We start from the raw sequence: 16806 nt of genomic DNA, 5'->3' as shown, positions 1-16806 counted from the left end.
ACCTTTTTTATTATTGGCAAAAAATCAGTGTGAATTCAGCTTTCAAACTTAATTGAAACAGAGAAGAGGTCTTTGCTTCAAGTCTCTAGAAAAAAAGAAATCCACAACAAAACACCCCTTCATCCAAACGACTAAAGGGAATTGATGTGGATCTCCTTTTCTCCGCTACAATTTATTAACTTATTAATATTGTACCATAAACAAAAGCGCTGTCAAAGCAATGAGAACATCCACGCATGATCGTTTACAGGGTGAAAAAATTTTTTTAATCGTGAGATTCATAACTACTATCTTTTTCAAAAAATTTTCCAGTAATCCTGTTAACAAGTATATTAAAATGGAAAAAGGAGGGGATTTCATGTTCATTAAATTAACAGTTTACAAAAAGAACGGTCTTCATGTCCGGATGGCAGCAGCTTTTATTTCGCTGCTTCAAAATCTCATACAAAATAAAGAGATATTAAAAAAGACGTACGTTCTCTATCAGGATAAAAAAGTTCAAGTGAATAATCTATTATCTTTAGTGTCCTTAAAGATTGGACAAGGAGAGGAATTTATCCTGCATTTTGAAGAAAAAATAGACGATCAAATCGTCCAGCAGATAAAAGATTTTTTTGAACAAACGGATCTTGAAGATTCCCAGCAAGCAGAAACAGATCGACTTCTCATGGAAAATTCCATTACCCTTCATGAGGCCATATCTGCTTTACCGAATGGAATCGTCGTTGTGAATAGCGACAATATCATCACTTATGTCAATGCAGCTGCAGCAAAACTTTTGGAAAAAGATCCTCATGAGCTTATCAATCAACGTGCTGACGAAGTGATTCCCCATTCAAGATTGCATGAAGTACTGAAGACAGGAAAAATGGAATTATCCAAAAAGCAAGAAATCAACCATCATACATTGTTAACAACCCGTTCGCCAATTATTTTTAATGGAAAAACGATTGGGGCTGTTGCTATTTTTCAAGATATATCTACCATTGAGAAAATCAGTAAAGAATTGAATGAAGTAAAAGAGCTGCAGCAGCGACTAAATCTTGTTTTAAAGTCCGTCTCAGATTTAATCGGATTAACAGATAAAAATGGAAATTTTATATACAAAAATGATGAAATGGATGTTTTGTTAAAAAATTTAAACAGTGTCCCAAACATTCAATCAATAATCGGGCAACATGAATGGGAAAATATTAAAAGCACTCAAAATCAGATTATGAAACTAATTCAAGTAAACCAACAATCTAGTTATATTACAAAAATAAATCCTATTTTCGTTGACGATGAATTTCGCGGAACAGTTGCCACCATGACTCCATTCGATGATATTAAAAAGCTCCTCGAAAAAATTGATCTAATGGAGCAAAGAACGAAATATTTGGAAATGGAGCTGTCCAAACATCAAGGATTTGATGAAGCATTTCATAAGATCATAGGAAACAGCGAGACATTAAAAGATTCCTTAACAATCGCCGCAAAGGTTGCAAAAACAAATTCGACAGTGATTATTACAGGAGAAAGCGGAACAGGGAAAGAACTTGTTGCTAAGGCTATTCATGAAGCAAGCGACAGAAAGAATAACCTATTTATTCGAGTGAATTGTGCAGCCATCCCTCCTCAATTAATGGAGAGCGAATTATTTGGTTATGAAAAGGGAGCCTTTACAGGAGCGTATAAAACACATCGAGGAAAATTTGAACTCGCTAATAAAGGTACGATTTTTTTAGATGAAATCGGTGATTTAAGTTTGGATTTACAAGCAAAAATTTTACGTGTGCTGCAGGAAAGGGAAGTGGAAAGAATTGGCGGATATGCGCCCATTCAGCTTGATGTTAGGGTAATTACCGCGACTCACCGTGATCTCAAAAAAATGGTAGATGAGGGCAGTTTTCGCGAGGACCTTTATTATCGGTTGAATGTTGTCCCAATTCATCTGCCGCCTTTAAGGGCAAGAAAAGAAGATATTCCCCTTTTGGTGGAGGCGTTTCGAAAACAATTGAATGCTAGATTGGGAAAAAATATCAAAGGGTATGAAAAAGGATTTATGGAAGCATTATGCAGTTACTATTGGCCAGGAAATATTAGAGAATTACAAAATGTGATTGAACGGTTATTTAATCTCGCAGATGAAGAAATTTTGCGATGCAAGGATTTACCTTACTACATCTCGAACCCTCAATGTCAAGAAAATAAAAAAATAATGCAGAAACAGAGTATCAATTTTGGCAACGAAGTGCTGACCTTCAAAGAATATGAAAAACAAATTTTTTCGTTTGCTTGTCAATATTACCCAAGCTATAACCAATTAGCGAAAGCGCTTGGGATCACTCATAAAACGGCAGCTAAAAAAATAAGAGAATATGGATTGGAGCATTTAGTTGGGAAAAAGTATCAAATGGATTGATATTTTTTCCCAATGAACTCGCCATAAAAATATGAAAACGCATCCGTAAAGCGCTTTCGTTGTTGGCATCATTTTTGCATTAATAAAAAGTGCAAAGTTAAGAGGAGGTATGTCTATGAAAAAATTAATCAATGATCCTAATCAAGTAGTTGAAGACATGTTAGCAGGGATGGTTGCGGCTCATTCTAATCGAATGAAGAGATTGCCAAATACAAACGTAATCGTAAGAAAAGATGCACCTATTCAAGGAAAAGTTGGCTTGGTTAGCGGTGGAGGAAGCGGTCATGAGCCTTCACATGCTGGTTATGTAGGTAAAGGAATGCTAGACGGAGCGGTATGTGGAGAAGTGTTCACTTCCCCAACCCCAGATCAAATTTTTGAGGCGATTCAAGCGGTTGATAGCGGAAATGGGGTGTTATTGATTATTAAAAATTACACTGGCGACATTATGAATTTTGAAATGGCTGCCGAAATGGCTGAAGCAGAAGGAATCAACGTAGCAAAAGTGGTTGTGAATGATGATGTAGCTGTGGAGGATAGTACATATACGACAGGCCGGCGGGGAATAGCAGGTACGGTTTTTGTTCATAAAATTGCCGGTGCATTAGCGGAAAAGGGTGCAACGCTAAAAGAAGTAGAAGCAGTAGCTAAGAAAGTTGTGGAAAATGTGCGGTCAATGGGAATGGCCTTAACTCCATGCACTGTTCCAGCAGCAGGAAAACCTGGCTTCGAGCTCGGAGAAAATGAAATCGAAATTGGAATGGGGATTCACGGAGAACCTGGCATTGAAAAAACACAAATCCAGCCAGCGGATGAAATCGCACAAATACTTCTTGAAAAAATTTTAGATGACTTAAAACTTGAGGAAAACGACAAGGTTGCGGTCATGATCAACGGTCTAGGTGCAACACCATTAATGGAATTATATATTATGAACAAAAAAGTCTCTGAGGTCCTAAAGGAAAAGAACATTTATATACATGAAACGTTTGTTGGTGAATTTATGACATCGCTTGAAATGGCTGGCTGCTCTATTTCGTTATTAAAATTAGACGATCAACTCATTGAGTTGTTAGACGCACAAGCGGATACAATCGCATTCAAAAAATAGCAATCTCGCTTTCTTGCAGTCTGTCTATAGAAGGAATATGAGGAGAGATGATCAATGACATTTGACGTTGAACAGGCTAAAAAATGGATCATAACTTTTAACGATAAAATTCAGGAAAATAAGGAGTATTTAACGGAGCTGGATCAAGCAATTGGCGATGGAGACCATGGATTAAATATGGCACGGGGATTTCAGGAAACCGTCAAGAAAATTACAGAAGGCAAATATGATGATCTTGGTTCTTTGTTTAAAGATGTTGGCATGACTTTAATTGCTAAAGTAGGCGGAGCTTCAGGTCCGTTATATGGAACAGCTTTCATGAAAGCTTCTCTTGCTTTAAAGGGTAAAAAAGAAGTTGATATAAAGGCTTTAGTTGAGGCATTAGCAGCATCATTGGATGGGTTAAAAGTTAGGGGAAAGGCACAAGTAGGAGATAAAACGATGATCGATGTTTGGGAGCCTGTCATTGAGTATATGAAAAATCGTGAAACGATTCATTCTAAAGAGCTTACTGATTTATCTAAAGAGAAAATGGACGACACAAAAGAGCTTGAGGCAAAGAAAGGCCGTGCGGCTTATTTAGGAAAGCGTTCTATTGGTCATATTGATCCTGGGGCAGCTTCATCGTATTTATTGTTTGCTTCCTTAGCTGAATTGCTCGAAGAAGGAGAGGTGGCCCAATGAAATATGTAAGTCTTGTCTTAATTTCACATAGCTATGAAATTGTAAGCGGCCTAAAAAAGCTTCTGAATCAAGTTCAACCTGAAGTATCTGTAGCCATCGCTGGAGGGGTTGAAGGAGATATCGGAACAAATGCATTAGACATTAAGGAAGCAATTGAATCAGTCTATTCTGAGAAAGGCGTTGTCGTTTTGTTTGATTTAGGGAGTGCACTCATTAATGCTGAAATGGCTATTGAGATGCTAGAGAACAATGAAAACATTATAATAGCCGATGCTCCTCTCGTAGAAGGAGCTTATGCAGCGGTCGTTGAGGCTGGTTTGGGAAGCTCGATTGAAGAGGTCGTTCGAGCTGGCGAGAGTGCAAAGGAGCTTGTCAAAATCAATGACTAGCGAGAAAAATTAGGAGTGAACTTAATGATCGAAAAAGAGATTACAGTGACCATTGAAAATGGTCTGCATGCTAGACCAGCAGCAGATTTTGTGAAAAAAGTAAACCAGTATAAAAGCAAGGTTGAGTTAATGATCGGCGACAGAAGGATTAACGCGAAAAGTATTCTTCAGCTTATGAGCGTTGCCATAATGGAGGGACAGACGATCAAAGTGATGACTGATGGAGAAGATGAGAAAGACGCATTAGCGTTTATTGATTCTTTTCTCCAATCAGGTAAAGAATCGTAATCAAGCCTTTGCTTTTGAATTGTTGCAAAATTCATATTAGGCTCATGGGTCCCATTTCCTTTAACTTACTTCAAAACAAATAATATCATAATTCAAAAAAAAAGTGATTGACAACGCTTTCTTTTTGTAATAATCTGAAATCAAGTTAATATTTGTGATGGAGAAATGGAGATCCACAGTAATTCCCTGTATGCAGCCTGCATACTAAGGGGGGAATTTGCTGCGGATCTTTTTTATTGACCAAAATTGTAGTCTTTTCGCAAGAGATAACAAATATATGAAAAGGGAGGAAACTTTGATGTCTGCATTTTTAGGTGAGTTAATTGGCACCATGATTTTGATTGTTTTTGGGGGTGGAGTTGTCGGCGGTGTTGTACTTAAAAAATCAAAAGCTGAAAATTCAGGCTGGATTGTTATTACGATGGGATGGGGTCTTGCCGTAGCGATGGCGGCATATGCTGTAGGTCAATTTAGCGGAGCCCATCTTAATCCGGCTGTAACCATCGGATTAGCTGCAATCGGTTCTTTCCCATGGAGTGATGTACCGACCTATATTATTGCCCAAATGATTGGCGCATTTATCGGTGCTGTGATCGTTTATTTGCACTATTTGCCCCACTGGAAAGCAACCGATGACCAAGGTGCAAAATTAGCCGTATTCTCAACAGATCCTGCAATCAAAAATCCTGCAGCGAATCTTTTAAGTGAAGTCATTGGTACATTCATTTTGTTGCTTGGATTGTTGGCACTTGGAGCGAATAAATTTGCAGAAGGAATGAACCCGTTCATCGTTGGATTTCTCATCGTTGCAATAGGTCTCTCCTTAGGCGGAACTACGGGTTACGCCATCAATCCTGCCCGTGATTTAGGTCCGAGAATTGCTCATTTTATTCTGCCGATTCCAGGTAAAGGAAGCTCTAACTGGGGTTATGCTTGGATTCCTGTTGTAGGGCCGATTATTGGGGGAACGTATGGAGCGTTATTTTATAAATGGGCTTTTGAAGGAGTCAGTACCTCTACTTTTTGGATTTTCACAATTGTTGTAGCAGTTATCGTTGTGGCAGCGCTAGTAAGCAATAAAGAACAAAGCTTGAATGTCTATAAGAAAACGAAAGCAACACTTTAAGTTTATAATTTTAATAAAAAAATGAGGTGAAGAAAATGGAAACATATGTTTTAGCTCTAGACCAAGGAACGACAAGTTCACGTGCGATCATTTTTAATAAAAAAGGGGAAATCGTTCATATTTCACAAAAAGAATTTGCGCAATATTTTCCTAAACCAGGCTGGGTAGAGCATAATGCCAATGAAATTTGGGGTTCCATCTTATCCGTCATCGCCACTTCCTTGTCTGAGTCAGGAATAAAACCTGAGCAAATTGCAGGCATCGGAATTACGAACCAACGCGAAACAACGGTTGTTTGGGATAAAAACACAGGTCAGCCGGTATATAATGCCATTGTTTGGCAATCACGGCAAACGGTAGATATTTGTGAGGAGTTAAAGGCGAAGGGATTAAATGATACATTTCGTGAAAAGACAGGTCTGTTAATTGATGCATACTTTTCAGGAACAAAAGTCAAATGGATATTAGATCATGTTGAAGGGGCTAGAGAAAAAGCGGAAAGAGGAGAGCTTTTATTCGGAACAATTGATACTTGGTTAATTTGGAAGCTCTCGGGTGGAAAGGCACATGTGACGGATTATTCAAATGCTTCAAGAACATTAATGTTCAATATTCATGAGCTGAAATGGGATGATGAACTGTTAGAAAATTTAACCGTGCCTAAATCCATGCTTCCGGAAGTACGTCCATCTTCAGAAATTTATGCACATACAGTTCCGTATCATTTCTTTGGGCAAGAAGTTCCGATTTCTGGAGCGGCTGGGGATCAGCAAGCAGCACTATTCGGTCAGGCTTGTTTTGAAGAAGGCATGGCGAAAAATACGTACGGTACGGGCTGCTTTATGCTTATGAACACGGGCGAAAAAGCTGTTGCTTCTAACCACGGACTATTAACAACGATTGCTTGGGGATTAAACGGAAAAGTGGAATATGCTTTAGAAGGAAGTATTTTTGTTGCAGGATCTGCCATTCAATGGTTAAGAGATGGACTTCGTATGTTAAAAAATGCTGCTGATAGCGAACAATATGCAGAACGTGTAGAATCCACAGACGGTGTATATGTAGTACCGGCGTTTGTCGGATTAGGAACACCGTATTGGGACAGCGATGTTAGAGGAGCTATATTTGGTCTGACACGGGGAACGCAAAAAGAACACTTTGTTCGTGCAACTTTAGAGTCCCTTGCCTATCAAACAAAAGATGTGCTGACTGCTATGGAAGCGGATTCGGGTATTTCCTTGAAAACCTTGCGTGTAGATGGCGGGGCAGTAAAAAATAATTTTCTAATGCAATTCCAGAGCGATTTGTTAGGTGTCCCTGTTGAACGTCCTGTTGTCAATGAAACTACTGCTCTTGGAGCGGCTTATTTAGCCGGCTTGGCAGTAGGATATTGGAAAGATCAATCAGAGATCGCGACACAATGGAACATTGACCGTACATTCGAACCATCTATGAATGAAGAAAAACGTAACAAATTATATGAAGGCTGGCAAAAAGCTGTAAAAGCTGCGATGGCTTTTAAATAAGGTTCTATGTCAATTGTTGGGGTGCACTTGATATGAAGTGCACCTCTTTTATATGTATGGAAGGTAGATCAGTGAGCATTATTCCTTATTTCTGAGACGATCAAAGTTGCGGAAAAACCATAAAAAATTTTTTCTCGGTATAAGTTATTCATCTCAAAGTGTATTCAGCTTACTCTAACTTACGGATATAATTTTATATGAAGTATAGTATAGTTATTCTAAATTCTTTAGTATACTTCAATGAAAAAGGAATCCAAAGTTAGAAAGATGATATTTAATGTTCAAATTGGTAAGAATGCTAAAATTGCGAGATCTAGAATTGTTTCGTATAGATAATCAAGATAATGAAACTATCTGTATGCTGTTGATTTTAGATTACAGAAGACCAAGTGTTTTGGATGATTTTCCAAATTTAAAGGAAATAGAGGATGAAAATTCATTTGAAGGCGCGGAGAATTATATCCACACTGTAATAATTTCAGAGGAAAAATTAGAAGAAAATATTGTCGGTCGAATTATTGAAGTAATTGAAGGATTAGTGGAGCATAAGCCAAATTGTGACAATAACAATTCATTTTATATTAGTAAATTTCCTGATCATTTTGAGGCTGGTGCACATTTAATAGAATATATTAAACCTATTTTAAATAAGATGAATTTTGGAATTGATCTAACATATATCACTGATAAACATTTCAATTATTTAACTCAAGAATAATTTTTTCATTAAAAGTAAAAGCGGTATCAAAAATGGAGATCTACTTTCAACTTCTGCTGAACTCGGGGGAACGAAAGTAAGGAATCCGGAGAAGCTAAAGGCAAAGCGATAACCCCGCCTTCTTGTACTAAAATTTAAGTTCGGCATTGGATGTATCAAGGATTCCTGCTGAATGTAGGAATCCCTTTTTGACACGATTCCGCACTAGAAAATCTGATTAAGTATTTCTCAAAGTATCCCTTGTGAAATAGTTGAACATGAGAAAATAAATTTGATGGCTAAAAAAGGATAAAACATGTGGTAAAATAGTGAAAATTAAAAATTAGAGGAGCGTTGTTTGTGATAAATTATAATGGCCGCAAGTTTGTTTCAATTGAAAATACAGATAATGGAGAAGTTTCTTCAGAAACGCTTTTTGAATATAAACAAGAAGGAAATATAATCTCAGCAACGTATAGCGGTGGAGAAATTATAAAAGGATTCTTAATTGGGATAGTAAAAGAAGATGGATGCTTAGAGTTTAGGTATAACCATGTGAATATCAAAAACGAGATTAGGGGCGGAAAATGTACTTCTACTCCAAAAATCTTACCAGATGGGCGAATTAGACTGTATGAGAATTGGAAATGGCTCGATGATAAGGAAACGGAAGGAAATTCAATTATTGAAGAAGTTGTTGAAAATCATTGATATATAAATTTGAGTTGAAAAATAAAGATTGCTGCGCTGCTGGTAGTATAGTGATGAAAAAGAAAAAAAAGAATTTAAAGTAGGTGCAACAGCTTTAGTGGAGGAGCAATAATGATTAGCATACAAAAAGATTCGGATGCTGCAATTATCTTGTTCACCCGATATCTGCCAAACGTATTTTCTTGTTCCTTTAAAGTAGTCCGATCCCAAACTTCGATAAACATTTGAATCCGCCTTACTACTAAATACGTTCCGTTCACGAGCCAATCAGGTCCGTCACCGGGCTGCACCCAAACGTATTGATTCATTTCAGCAGAATTTTTCACATTTGGATTCACTGTTCCATCCTTAAAGCCAAATAAATTTCGCGGCGTTTCCTTTTTCGGACTCGCTTGCTTTGTACGCTGGAAGCCGGCCTGTGCCCAACGAAGAACCGCTTTGCCGCGGGCAATTCTCGCTAAATTTCTAACCGCATGGAAGGCAACCTGCAAATCATCCGAGCATGCTTGAATACAAAGATCTCCGCCTGTCCACTGCTCTTCCAATGAATCAAGCGGAAACTTCGGCAGTTCTTTTAGTTCATCCGGCTGCTTTTTTTGCAAACCAAATCTATCCTTGTTGTTTTTTGTAAAAAGCGTCGGGCCGACGCCGAAAGTAATGGTTAAATTTGACGCATTAAGTTCTGCAGCTTCCCCCGTATCATCTGGAGGAAGGTATTTATTATTAGCTGGATCTCCAACCGATTTGCCTTCTGTCATAGCTGCGGCAGCCTTCGTCCATTCTTTAAAAAGCTGAATAAGCTCGTTTCTGTCTTCAGCCGTCACGTCAAAAGCAGCAAAATAAATGTGGTTTTGCACTTCAGTTGCAATGCCTGCCTGATGTTTTCCGTAAAACGGAACAACCGCATTTGTATTTTCTTTTTTTTGAGAGGTCGGCAACACGTCAGCCAATGCTAGCGCTCCACCAATGCCGGATGCACCGATTAGCACGCCGACTCCTCCGATGCCCGCAGCCTTCAACACATCTCGTCTTGATACGTTCTTGTTAAAGACAGATGTCGTTTCTTTTTTATCAGGTTCAGACATTGGCTATCCCTCCAGTACAACCCCTAGTTTAGAAAGAGGCTCTGCCAGTTCATTGATCGATTGGCTCAATTCTTTTACTTGATCCTTGGTTAGTTCAGTATATGAAATATACCCGTCGCCTTTTTTATATTTGTCAAGAAGTGCATAAACTGCTTGAAACCGCTGTTCGATTTCCTTAGCGAGCGCCTCATCCTTTTCCTTAAGGGCAGGGCTCATTAATTCATAAATCTTTTCAGCACCCTCAACATTGGCAACAAAATCGTATAAATCTGTATGGGAATAACGATCCTCTTCACCTGTAACTTTTGATGTTGAAACTTCATTTAAAAGGTCGACTGCGCCGGTGATCAAAAGATCGGGTGTCACATCAACAGTTTCAACTTTTGCGCGCAAAAGCTTCACATCTTTTATAAGCTGCTCAGCATATTTTTCATAGCCTTTCGTCGTATTTTCAACCCAGAGTCCCTTTTCAATCCGGTGATAACCTCCCCACTCTGCATCAGGGACATCACCTTCACGAGCGTCAATTTTCGGATCGAGTTCTGCAAACGCTTCAGCAATTGGTTCAGAACGCTCATAGTGCATGCGAGCCGGCGCATAAAGTTCTTTTGCTTTTTCCACATCCCCAGCGATCACTGCATTGGCAAACTCTTCTGTCTTTTTAACAAATTCATCTATTTCAGCGATCGCAAACGTGCGATAATCTGTAGATATTTGATTTAAATCAACTTGGGAGCTTTCTTTCGCTGTCTCTTTTTTTGCCGGTTCCGTTGTTGAACTTTCATTTGATTGGGAACAGCTAAACAACAAACTGCTTGATAAAAATAATATGACAGGCAATTTATAGCGTTTCATGCGATCAACAACCCCTCAAATTAATGATTTTCATTCTCAATTATATTGGGAATGAAAATCAACTTCAATAGTTTTCTTCCTGTTACTAGAACTTAAAGGTGAAAATTGTATGTCAATATTGCTCGCTAGATAAGCCTATACGTTTTACTGCATTATTGAATGACTAACATCCTCGAAATGCAAATGTTAAGATACTTCCAGAATTTCAGTCTTTCAGTTTCATATATTTGATTATGACGAAAAACCATTTAATCAATGTTTGGTCAACACAACGTTTCATTGTTTTCACCGCATCATAATAATCTGATTTTGACAATGAAAAGTTCCATGGCTGTCGCTTGGATCGTTTTCATTTTCACGATGACCTATGAAGCGTTTATCTAAAAAACTTTTCCAGACAAGTCGCTATCTAAAATAAAAAACTGTTCAGCAGTAAAAGCTTTAATTCAACGATTAGCGTATTTCAAAAGGAATTTTGCATAAAAAGTCGAATGTTCATATTGGTGGAAAATGTGGGAAGGAGGAGAAAAATGAGTATCGTTGATCCTTTGAAACACGAAATTTGGCGCCGTTTTGTTCGGGAGGGAGTATTGGATCATGGGAGGATGAATAAAAGAATTGAAGAGTCATGGTATATTTGCCGCCGACAAAATGTCGATCCTTACGATGGAAAAGGAAGGATTGTGCTCGATTCGCAGCTGTTGACGGAAAGAAGGAAAAAGAATCAAAGATTGCTTCAAATTGCTGCTCCGATATTAGAACATTTGGAAAAAGTGTTTCAAGAAACGAAATCAATTCTTCTTCTCGCTGATAGTAACGGATACGTTTTGTATATGAACGGCCATAAACAGGCCATGAACAAGGCAGAAACAATCAATTTTATTGAGGGGGTGAAGTGGACTGAAGATGAGGTGGGGACGAACGCAATTGGAACAACATTGAGGATTCGTGAACCTATTACGGTTACTGGGTTAGAGCATTACTCTCTTGCTTCTCAGCAGTGGGTATGTTCAGCCACGCCGATCTATGACGAAAAAAAAGAACTTGTCGGAATTATCGACTTATCTTACCCCATCGACTGCTCTCAATTTTCCAACCATGCCTTAGCCACTGTTGTCGCTGCAGCGTATACGATTGAACAACAATTTCACATGAGAAAAAAGGACGATATGTTGGAGTTGCTTAAATATTCATCGAAAGTGAAAAATCCTCATTTCCCTTCAATGATATGTGATGATCAAGGGAAGATTGTATGGATCAACCATTGTTTACGTTCTTTCTTCGCGAGCATGATGGATCAACCGCTTGAAGAAATTTGTGATAAAAATTGGCGAATCAAAACGAAGACTCCTATTTTTTCTTCCATTTACCATGATTTGATTGGCTATGAAGTTACCCTGCAGAAGACGAATTATCATGAAGCTTTTCCATTTCCTACAACAATTTATCACTTTGAAGGAGTAGTTGGAAAAAGCTTATCATTTCAAAATCTTTTAAAGATCTGTGAAAAAGTTGCAAAAACGGAGTCGACTGTTTGTATCATGGGAGAAACAGGAACAGGAAAAGAACTCATTGCTCGTTCGATTCATCAAAATAGTGTGAGAAAAAATAAGCCGTTTGTTGCAGTAAATTGCGGAGCTATTCCAAAGGAATTGATCGGCAGCGAGTTATTTGGTTACGTTGACGGGGCATTTACAGGAGCCAAACGGACGGGGCATAAAGGGAAATTTGTTCAGGCTGACGGCGGAACCATTTTTCTTGATGAAATCGGTGAAATACCGTCGGAAATGCAAGTAGCGCTTTTAAGAGTGCTTCAGGAAAAAGAAGTTGTACCGATTGGCGGGGAAAAGCCCGTTCCTGTTGATATAAGAGTCATAACTGCAACACATCGCAATTTATACAAATTAGTAAAGGAAGGAAAGCTGCGTGAAGATTTATTTTACCGCATTTATGTATGCACGCTTAACGTTCCGCCATTAAGAGAGCGTAAAGAAGATATCCCATTCTTTATTGAGTATTATTGTCAAAAAAATGATTGGCTCATTTCTTTTCCAGATGATGTCATACAGTTGTTTTCAGCTTATCACTGGCCCGGAAATATAAGGGAGCTGTTTAACGTGCTCGAGCGTATACGAGTGGAATATGGAGACCGTATTCCATCCATTTCCCACTTGAAATCCATGCTGATTGCTTGGGAGCAAGAACAGGAAAATTCCGAAACATTCCATAAAGGTAATTTGTCGTATCGGGATCAGCTAGAAAGAGAACGCATTCTAAATATGTTGAAGAAAACAAATGGAAATATTGGTGAGGCGGCTGCTGCGTTAAATATCTCTCGAAGTACACTGTATCGCAAATTAAAAAAATATAAATTGAGCTAATTTGCGACAAAACGATAAAAATTAGGACAAAATGAGATGAAAAAAATATTTTTTATAAAGCGCTTACAAAGAATGTTGATTTGTAAGCATTTTTTTATTGGCATGATAGTTGCAAATGAAAAAAGTGAAGCCAATCAAATAGGAGGTTATCTTTATGACGATTGCCAAATCAACATCTACTCCCATTACACAAGAAAAAGCAAAATGGATATTTCAGAAAATGCATGAAATTCGCCAGTTTGAGGACAAGGTTCATGAAATTTTCAGCAAAGGAGTGCTGCCTGGCTTTGTCCATTTATATGCTGGCGAGGAAGCGGTCGCTGTAGGAATTTGCGCGCATTTAGATGACAAAGATTATATCACAAGTACGCATCGCGGACATGGACATTGCATTGCCAAAGGCTGTGATTTGAACGGAATGATGTCTGAAATTTACGGAAAGGCAACAGGATTGTGCAACGGAAAAGGAGGATCGATGCATATTGCCGATGTTGAAAAAGGAATGCTTGGGGCCAACGGAATTGTCGGCGGGGGGTTCCCGCTAGCTGTTGGGGCAGGCCTGACAGCAAAATTGAAGAAGTCGGGAGCGGTTGCAGTTTGTTTTTTCGGAGACGGCGCGAACAATCATGGAACATTTCATGAAGGTATTAATCTTGCAGCTATATGGAAATTGCCTGTTGTTTTTGTGGCGGAAAACAACGGATATGCAGAAGCGACCCCATTTGAATATGCATCCAGCTGTAAAAACATTGCGGATCGGGCTCAAGCCTATAATATCCCGGGAGAAGTGGTCGACGGCAAAGATGTGGTAGCTGTATATGAGGCGGCAGAAAGAGCAGTTGCACGAGCTCGAAATGGAGAGGGCCCGACATTAATTGAATGTAAGACATATCGGAATTACGGACATTTTGAAGGTGACGCCCAGACTTACAAATCTGCGGAAGAAAAACAAAAGCATTTACAGGAGAATGATGCAATTGCAAAATTCCGCCATTACATTCTTTCCAATCAATTAGTATCCGAACAAGAATTATTAAATATCGAACAACAGGTAACAAAAGCGGTTGAGGAGGCGGTACATTTTGCTGAAAAAAGCCCGTTTCCGTCTGCTGAGGATCTTTTAAAGGACGTTTATGTATCTTATTAAATCAAAGGAGTTAGGAGGAACGAAAAATGGCAAGAAAAATTTCTTTTTCTGGTGCGGTCAATGAAGCTATGAAGCTGGCAATGCGCAAAGATCAAAATGTTATTTTGCTTGGAGAAGACGTCGCAGGAGGAGCGAATGTGGATCATTTGCAGGACGATGAAGCTTGGGGAGGAGTAATGGGGGTTACGAAAGGTCTTGTTCAAGAGTTTGGAAGAGAAAGAGTGTTGGATACGCCTATTGCGGAGGCCGGCTATATTGGTGCAGCAGTTACTGCCGCAGCAACAGGACTTAGACCGATTGCCGAATTAATGTTTAACGATTTTATCGGCAGCTGCTTAGATGAAGTTATGAACCAAGCGGCAAAACTTCGTTATATGTTCGGAGGCAAGGCGAAGGTGCCTGTAACGATACGAACAATGCACGGTGCCGGCTTTCGAGCGGCGGCGCAGCATTCCCAAAGCCTGTATGCCCTTTTTACCCATATACCCGGTTTAAAAGTCGTTGTTCCTTCTACACCGGCGGATGCGAAGGGACTGTTGCTTACCTCCATCTTTGACGATGATCCCGTTATCTTTTTTGAAGATAAAACACTTTATAACCTAAAAGGAGAAGTAGAGGAAGGATTTTATACGATCCCGTTTGGAAAAGCAGATATCAAACGGGAAGGCAGCGATTTGACCATCGTAGCGATAGGGAAGCAAGTGCACACGGCCTTGAAGGCTGCCGACATATTAAAAACGAGAGGAGTCGAAACGGAGGTAATTGATCCGAGAACACTGTCCCCGCTTGATGAAGAAACGATTTTATCTTCTGTATCGAAGACAGGCCGGTTAATTGTCATTGATGAGGCAAATCCTCGCTGCAGTGCAGCTGCTGACATTTCCGCTCTTGTAGCAGATAAAGGATTTGATTATCTGGATGGACCAATTAAGCTGATTACCGCTCCGCATTGTCCGGTTCCTTTTTCGCCTGCGCTGGAGGATCTTTACTTGCCGACACCGGAAAAAGTGCTTAAGGCAGCGGCTGAAATAATTGGAGACGAAGCGATCGTGACCGCATAAAAAAAGCTGTGCGTGTTGATGAATGGAGACATCAACACGCATAGCATTTCTAGTATTCATCAAAGGAGAGATGAAACATGACAGTTGAAATTATCATGCCAAAGCTGGGAATGAGCATGGAAGAAGGAACGGTAGTAGAGTGGTTAAAGAAAAAGGGCGATCCAGTAAAAAAAGGAGAACCAGTTGTGGTGATCAGCTCTGATAAGATTGAAAAGGATATCGAAGCACCGCAAGATGGCGTGTTATTAGAGATTGTTGCCGAGCAGGATGAAACAGTGGAAGTAGGAAAAGCCATTGGCTATATCGGTCAAGAAGGGGAGGTAATCAACAACATAACGAACGATGCTGCCCAAGAAGTGGCGACAACCATTTTGAAAGAAGAAAGCTTATCTTCTCAAACAACAATTCGCGTTTCACCTGCCGCCCGAAAACTAGCACGTGAAGCCGGGATTGATTTGAGCAGTATTTCGGGTTCAGGGCCAAAAGGAAGAATTACAAGAGCGGACGTTGAAAAAGCGATTCAATCGAAAAAAGCATCCCCCCATTTAGAACCTGAACAAGAAGTAGTAATCCCGACAAATAAGCCGGCGGAAGAGCAAGAAGATATTGCAGTAAAAACTGTCACTGGCATGCGTAAAGTGATTGCATCAAGGATGTTTACAAGTCTGCATCAGACAGCACAGCTGACGATTCATATGAAAGCCGATGTGACCTCTTTATTTGAGCTGCAAGAAAAGATTAAAAGCGAACTGCAGGATGAGCAGAATTTAAAATTGACTATTACTGACTTTGTAGCCAAGGCGGTCATTCTGTCGCTGCGAAATCAAAAGCAAATGAACAGTTTGTATGAAAATGGACAGATTCAAACGTATGATTCAGTGCATTTAGGCATTGCAGTTGCATTGGAGAACGGGCTCGTTGTGCCGGTTTTGCGCCATGCCGACAAGCTTTCCTTAAACGAAATTTCGAAAAATATCAAGGAACTAAGTAAGAAGGCAAGAGAAGGAAATTTAAGCAGCGAAGAAATGAGCGGCTCGACCTTTACGATCACCAGTTTAGGGGCTTACGGCGTTGAATTTTTCACCCCGATTTTGAATCCTCCGGAAGTGGGCATTCTCGGAGTAGGAACAGCTGCGGATACGGCAGTGTTTTCAGGAGATACCATTCAAAAGAGAAAAATTTTGCCGCTCAGCTTAACGTTTGACCATCAAGTGATTGATGGAGCTCCGGCAAGCCAATTTCTCGGGCTGGTGAAAAAATATTTAGAAAAACCGTATCAGCTTTTATGGCTGTGAGTTTTCGGCTTTCAAGTTTGCTTGATTTTTTCACTATAAAAGTAAT

The 16806-nt window shown here is 39.4% G+C and carries 14 protein-coding genes and 1 pseudogene; 13 read left to right on the top strand and 2 right to left on the bottom strand.

Annotated features, from left to right (window positions below):
* Window positions 1–358 precede the first annotated feature (358 nt).
* The 9 genes from NSQ41_RS15535 to NSQ41_RS15495 all read left to right on the top strand — a co-directional run bounded on the left by NSQ41_RS15535 (window position 359) and on the right by NSQ41_RS15495 (window position 8936).
* Window positions 359–2404 carry a sigma 54-interacting transcriptional regulator gene (locus NSQ41_RS15535; RefSeq protein WP_339210299.1) on the top strand — a complete coding sequence of 682 codons (2046 nt, stop codon included), beginning with the start codon at window positions 359–361 and terminating at the stop codon, window positions 2402–2404.
* 115 nt (window positions 2405–2519) lie between these two features.
* Window positions 2520–3515: a dihydroxyacetone kinase subunit DhaK gene (gene dhaK / locus NSQ41_RS15530; protein ID WP_311066451.1), complete on the top strand. Its 996-nt coding sequence runs from the start codon at window positions 2520–2522 to the stop codon at window positions 3513–3515.
* A 54-nt stretch (window positions 3516–3569) separates the two neighbouring features.
* Window positions 3570–4199: a dihydroxyacetone kinase subunit DhaL gene (gene dhaL / locus NSQ41_RS15525; protein WP_117017386.1), complete on the top strand. Its 630-nt coding sequence runs from the start codon at window positions 3570–3572 to the stop codon at window positions 4197–4199.
* Window positions 4196–4588, top strand: a complete 393-nt coding sequence (gene dhaM / locus NSQ41_RS15520; protein WP_063387208.1) for a dihydroxyacetone kinase phosphoryl donor subunit DhaM — start codon at window positions 4196–4198, stop codon at window positions 4586–4588. The genes dhaL and dhaM overlap by 4 nt, the downstream gene beginning before the upstream one ends.
* 24 nt (window positions 4589–4612) lie before the next feature.
* Window positions 4613–4876, top strand: a complete 264-nt coding sequence (locus NSQ41_RS15515; RefSeq protein WP_063387209.1) for an HPr family phosphocarrier protein — start codon at window positions 4613–4615, stop codon at window positions 4874–4876.
* A gap of 298 nt (window positions 4877–5174) precedes the next feature.
* Window positions 5175–6002, top strand: a complete 828-nt coding sequence (locus NSQ41_RS15510) for an MIP/aquaporin family protein (RefSeq protein ID WP_339197254.1) — start codon at window positions 5175–5177, stop codon at window positions 6000–6002.
* Window positions 6003–6037: 35 nt separating this feature from the next.
* The gene (glpK, locus tag NSQ41_RS15505; RefSeq protein ID WP_339210297.1) at window positions 6038–7528 is read left to right on the top strand and encodes a glycerol kinase GlpK; all 1491 of its coding nucleotides are present in this window, start codon (window positions 6038–6040) and stop codon (window positions 7526–7528) included.
* A 319-nt stretch (window positions 7529–7847) separates the two neighbouring features.
* The gene (locus tag NSQ41_RS15500) at window positions 7848–8246 is read left to right on the top strand and encodes a hypothetical protein (RefSeq protein ID WP_242513783.1); all 399 of its coding nucleotides are present in this window, start codon (window positions 7848–7850) and stop codon (window positions 8244–8246) included.
* Between the two features lie 339 nt (window positions 8247–8585).
* Window positions 8586–8936: a n-acetylglutamate synthase gene (locus NSQ41_RS15495; RefSeq protein WP_198318546.1), complete on the top strand. Its 351-nt coding sequence runs from the start codon at window positions 8586–8588 to the stop codon at window positions 8934–8936.
* Between the two features lie 158 nt (window positions 8937–9094).
* Here the strand turns inward: NSQ41_RS15495 and NSQ41_RS15490 are convergent.
* Together NSQ41_RS15490 and efeO are read right to left on the bottom strand one after the other, a co-directional pair.
* Window positions 9095–10021: pseudogene (locus tag NSQ41_RS15490) on the bottom strand (Dyp-type peroxidase); the annotation flags it as partial.
* 3 nt (window positions 10022–10024) lie between these two features.
* Window positions 10025–10876, bottom strand: a complete 852-nt coding sequence (efeO, locus tag NSQ41_RS15485; RefSeq protein WP_063387222.1) for an iron uptake system protein EfeO — start codon at window positions 10874–10876, stop codon at window positions 10025–10027.
* A 530-nt stretch (window positions 10877–11406) separates the two neighbouring features.
* On the opposite strand from efeO, the gene NSQ41_RS15480 reads away from it, so the two are divergent.
* The 4 genes from NSQ41_RS15480 (at window position 11407) to NSQ41_RS15465 (ending at window position 16760) form a co-directional block, all read left to right on the top strand.
* Window positions 11407–13257 carry a sigma-54-dependent Fis family transcriptional regulator gene (locus NSQ41_RS15480; RefSeq protein WP_066250963.1) on the top strand — a complete coding sequence of 617 codons (1851 nt, stop codon included), beginning with the start codon at window positions 11407–11409 and terminating at the stop codon, window positions 13255–13257.
* Between the two features lie 154 nt (window positions 13258–13411).
* Window positions 13412–14404: a thiamine pyrophosphate-dependent dehydrogenase E1 component subunit alpha gene (locus NSQ41_RS15475; RefSeq protein ID WP_130157096.1), complete on the top strand. Its 993-nt coding sequence runs from the start codon at window positions 13412–13414 to the stop codon at window positions 14402–14404.
* A gap of 26 nt (window positions 14405–14430) precedes the next feature.
* Entirely contained in the window at window positions 14431–15465 is a 1035-nt protein-coding gene (locus NSQ41_RS15470) for an alpha-ketoacid dehydrogenase subunit beta (protein ID WP_063387225.1), read from the top strand.
* A 77-nt stretch (window positions 15466–15542) separates the two neighbouring features.
* On the top strand, window positions 15543–16760 hold the full coding sequence (locus tag NSQ41_RS15465; protein ID WP_339210295.1) for a dihydrolipoamide acetyltransferase family protein: 1218 nt from the start codon (window positions 15543–15545) through the stop codon (window positions 16758–16760).
* Window positions 16761–16806 lie beyond the last annotated feature (46 nt).

The sequence above is a fragment of the Aeribacillus sp. FSL K6-8210 genome (assembly GCF_037963925.1).
Classification (GTDB): Bacteria; Bacillota; Bacilli; order Bacillales; family Aeribacillaceae; genus Aeribacillus; species Aeribacillus composti.
This window is presented reverse-complemented; position numbering and strand designations above follow the sequence as displayed.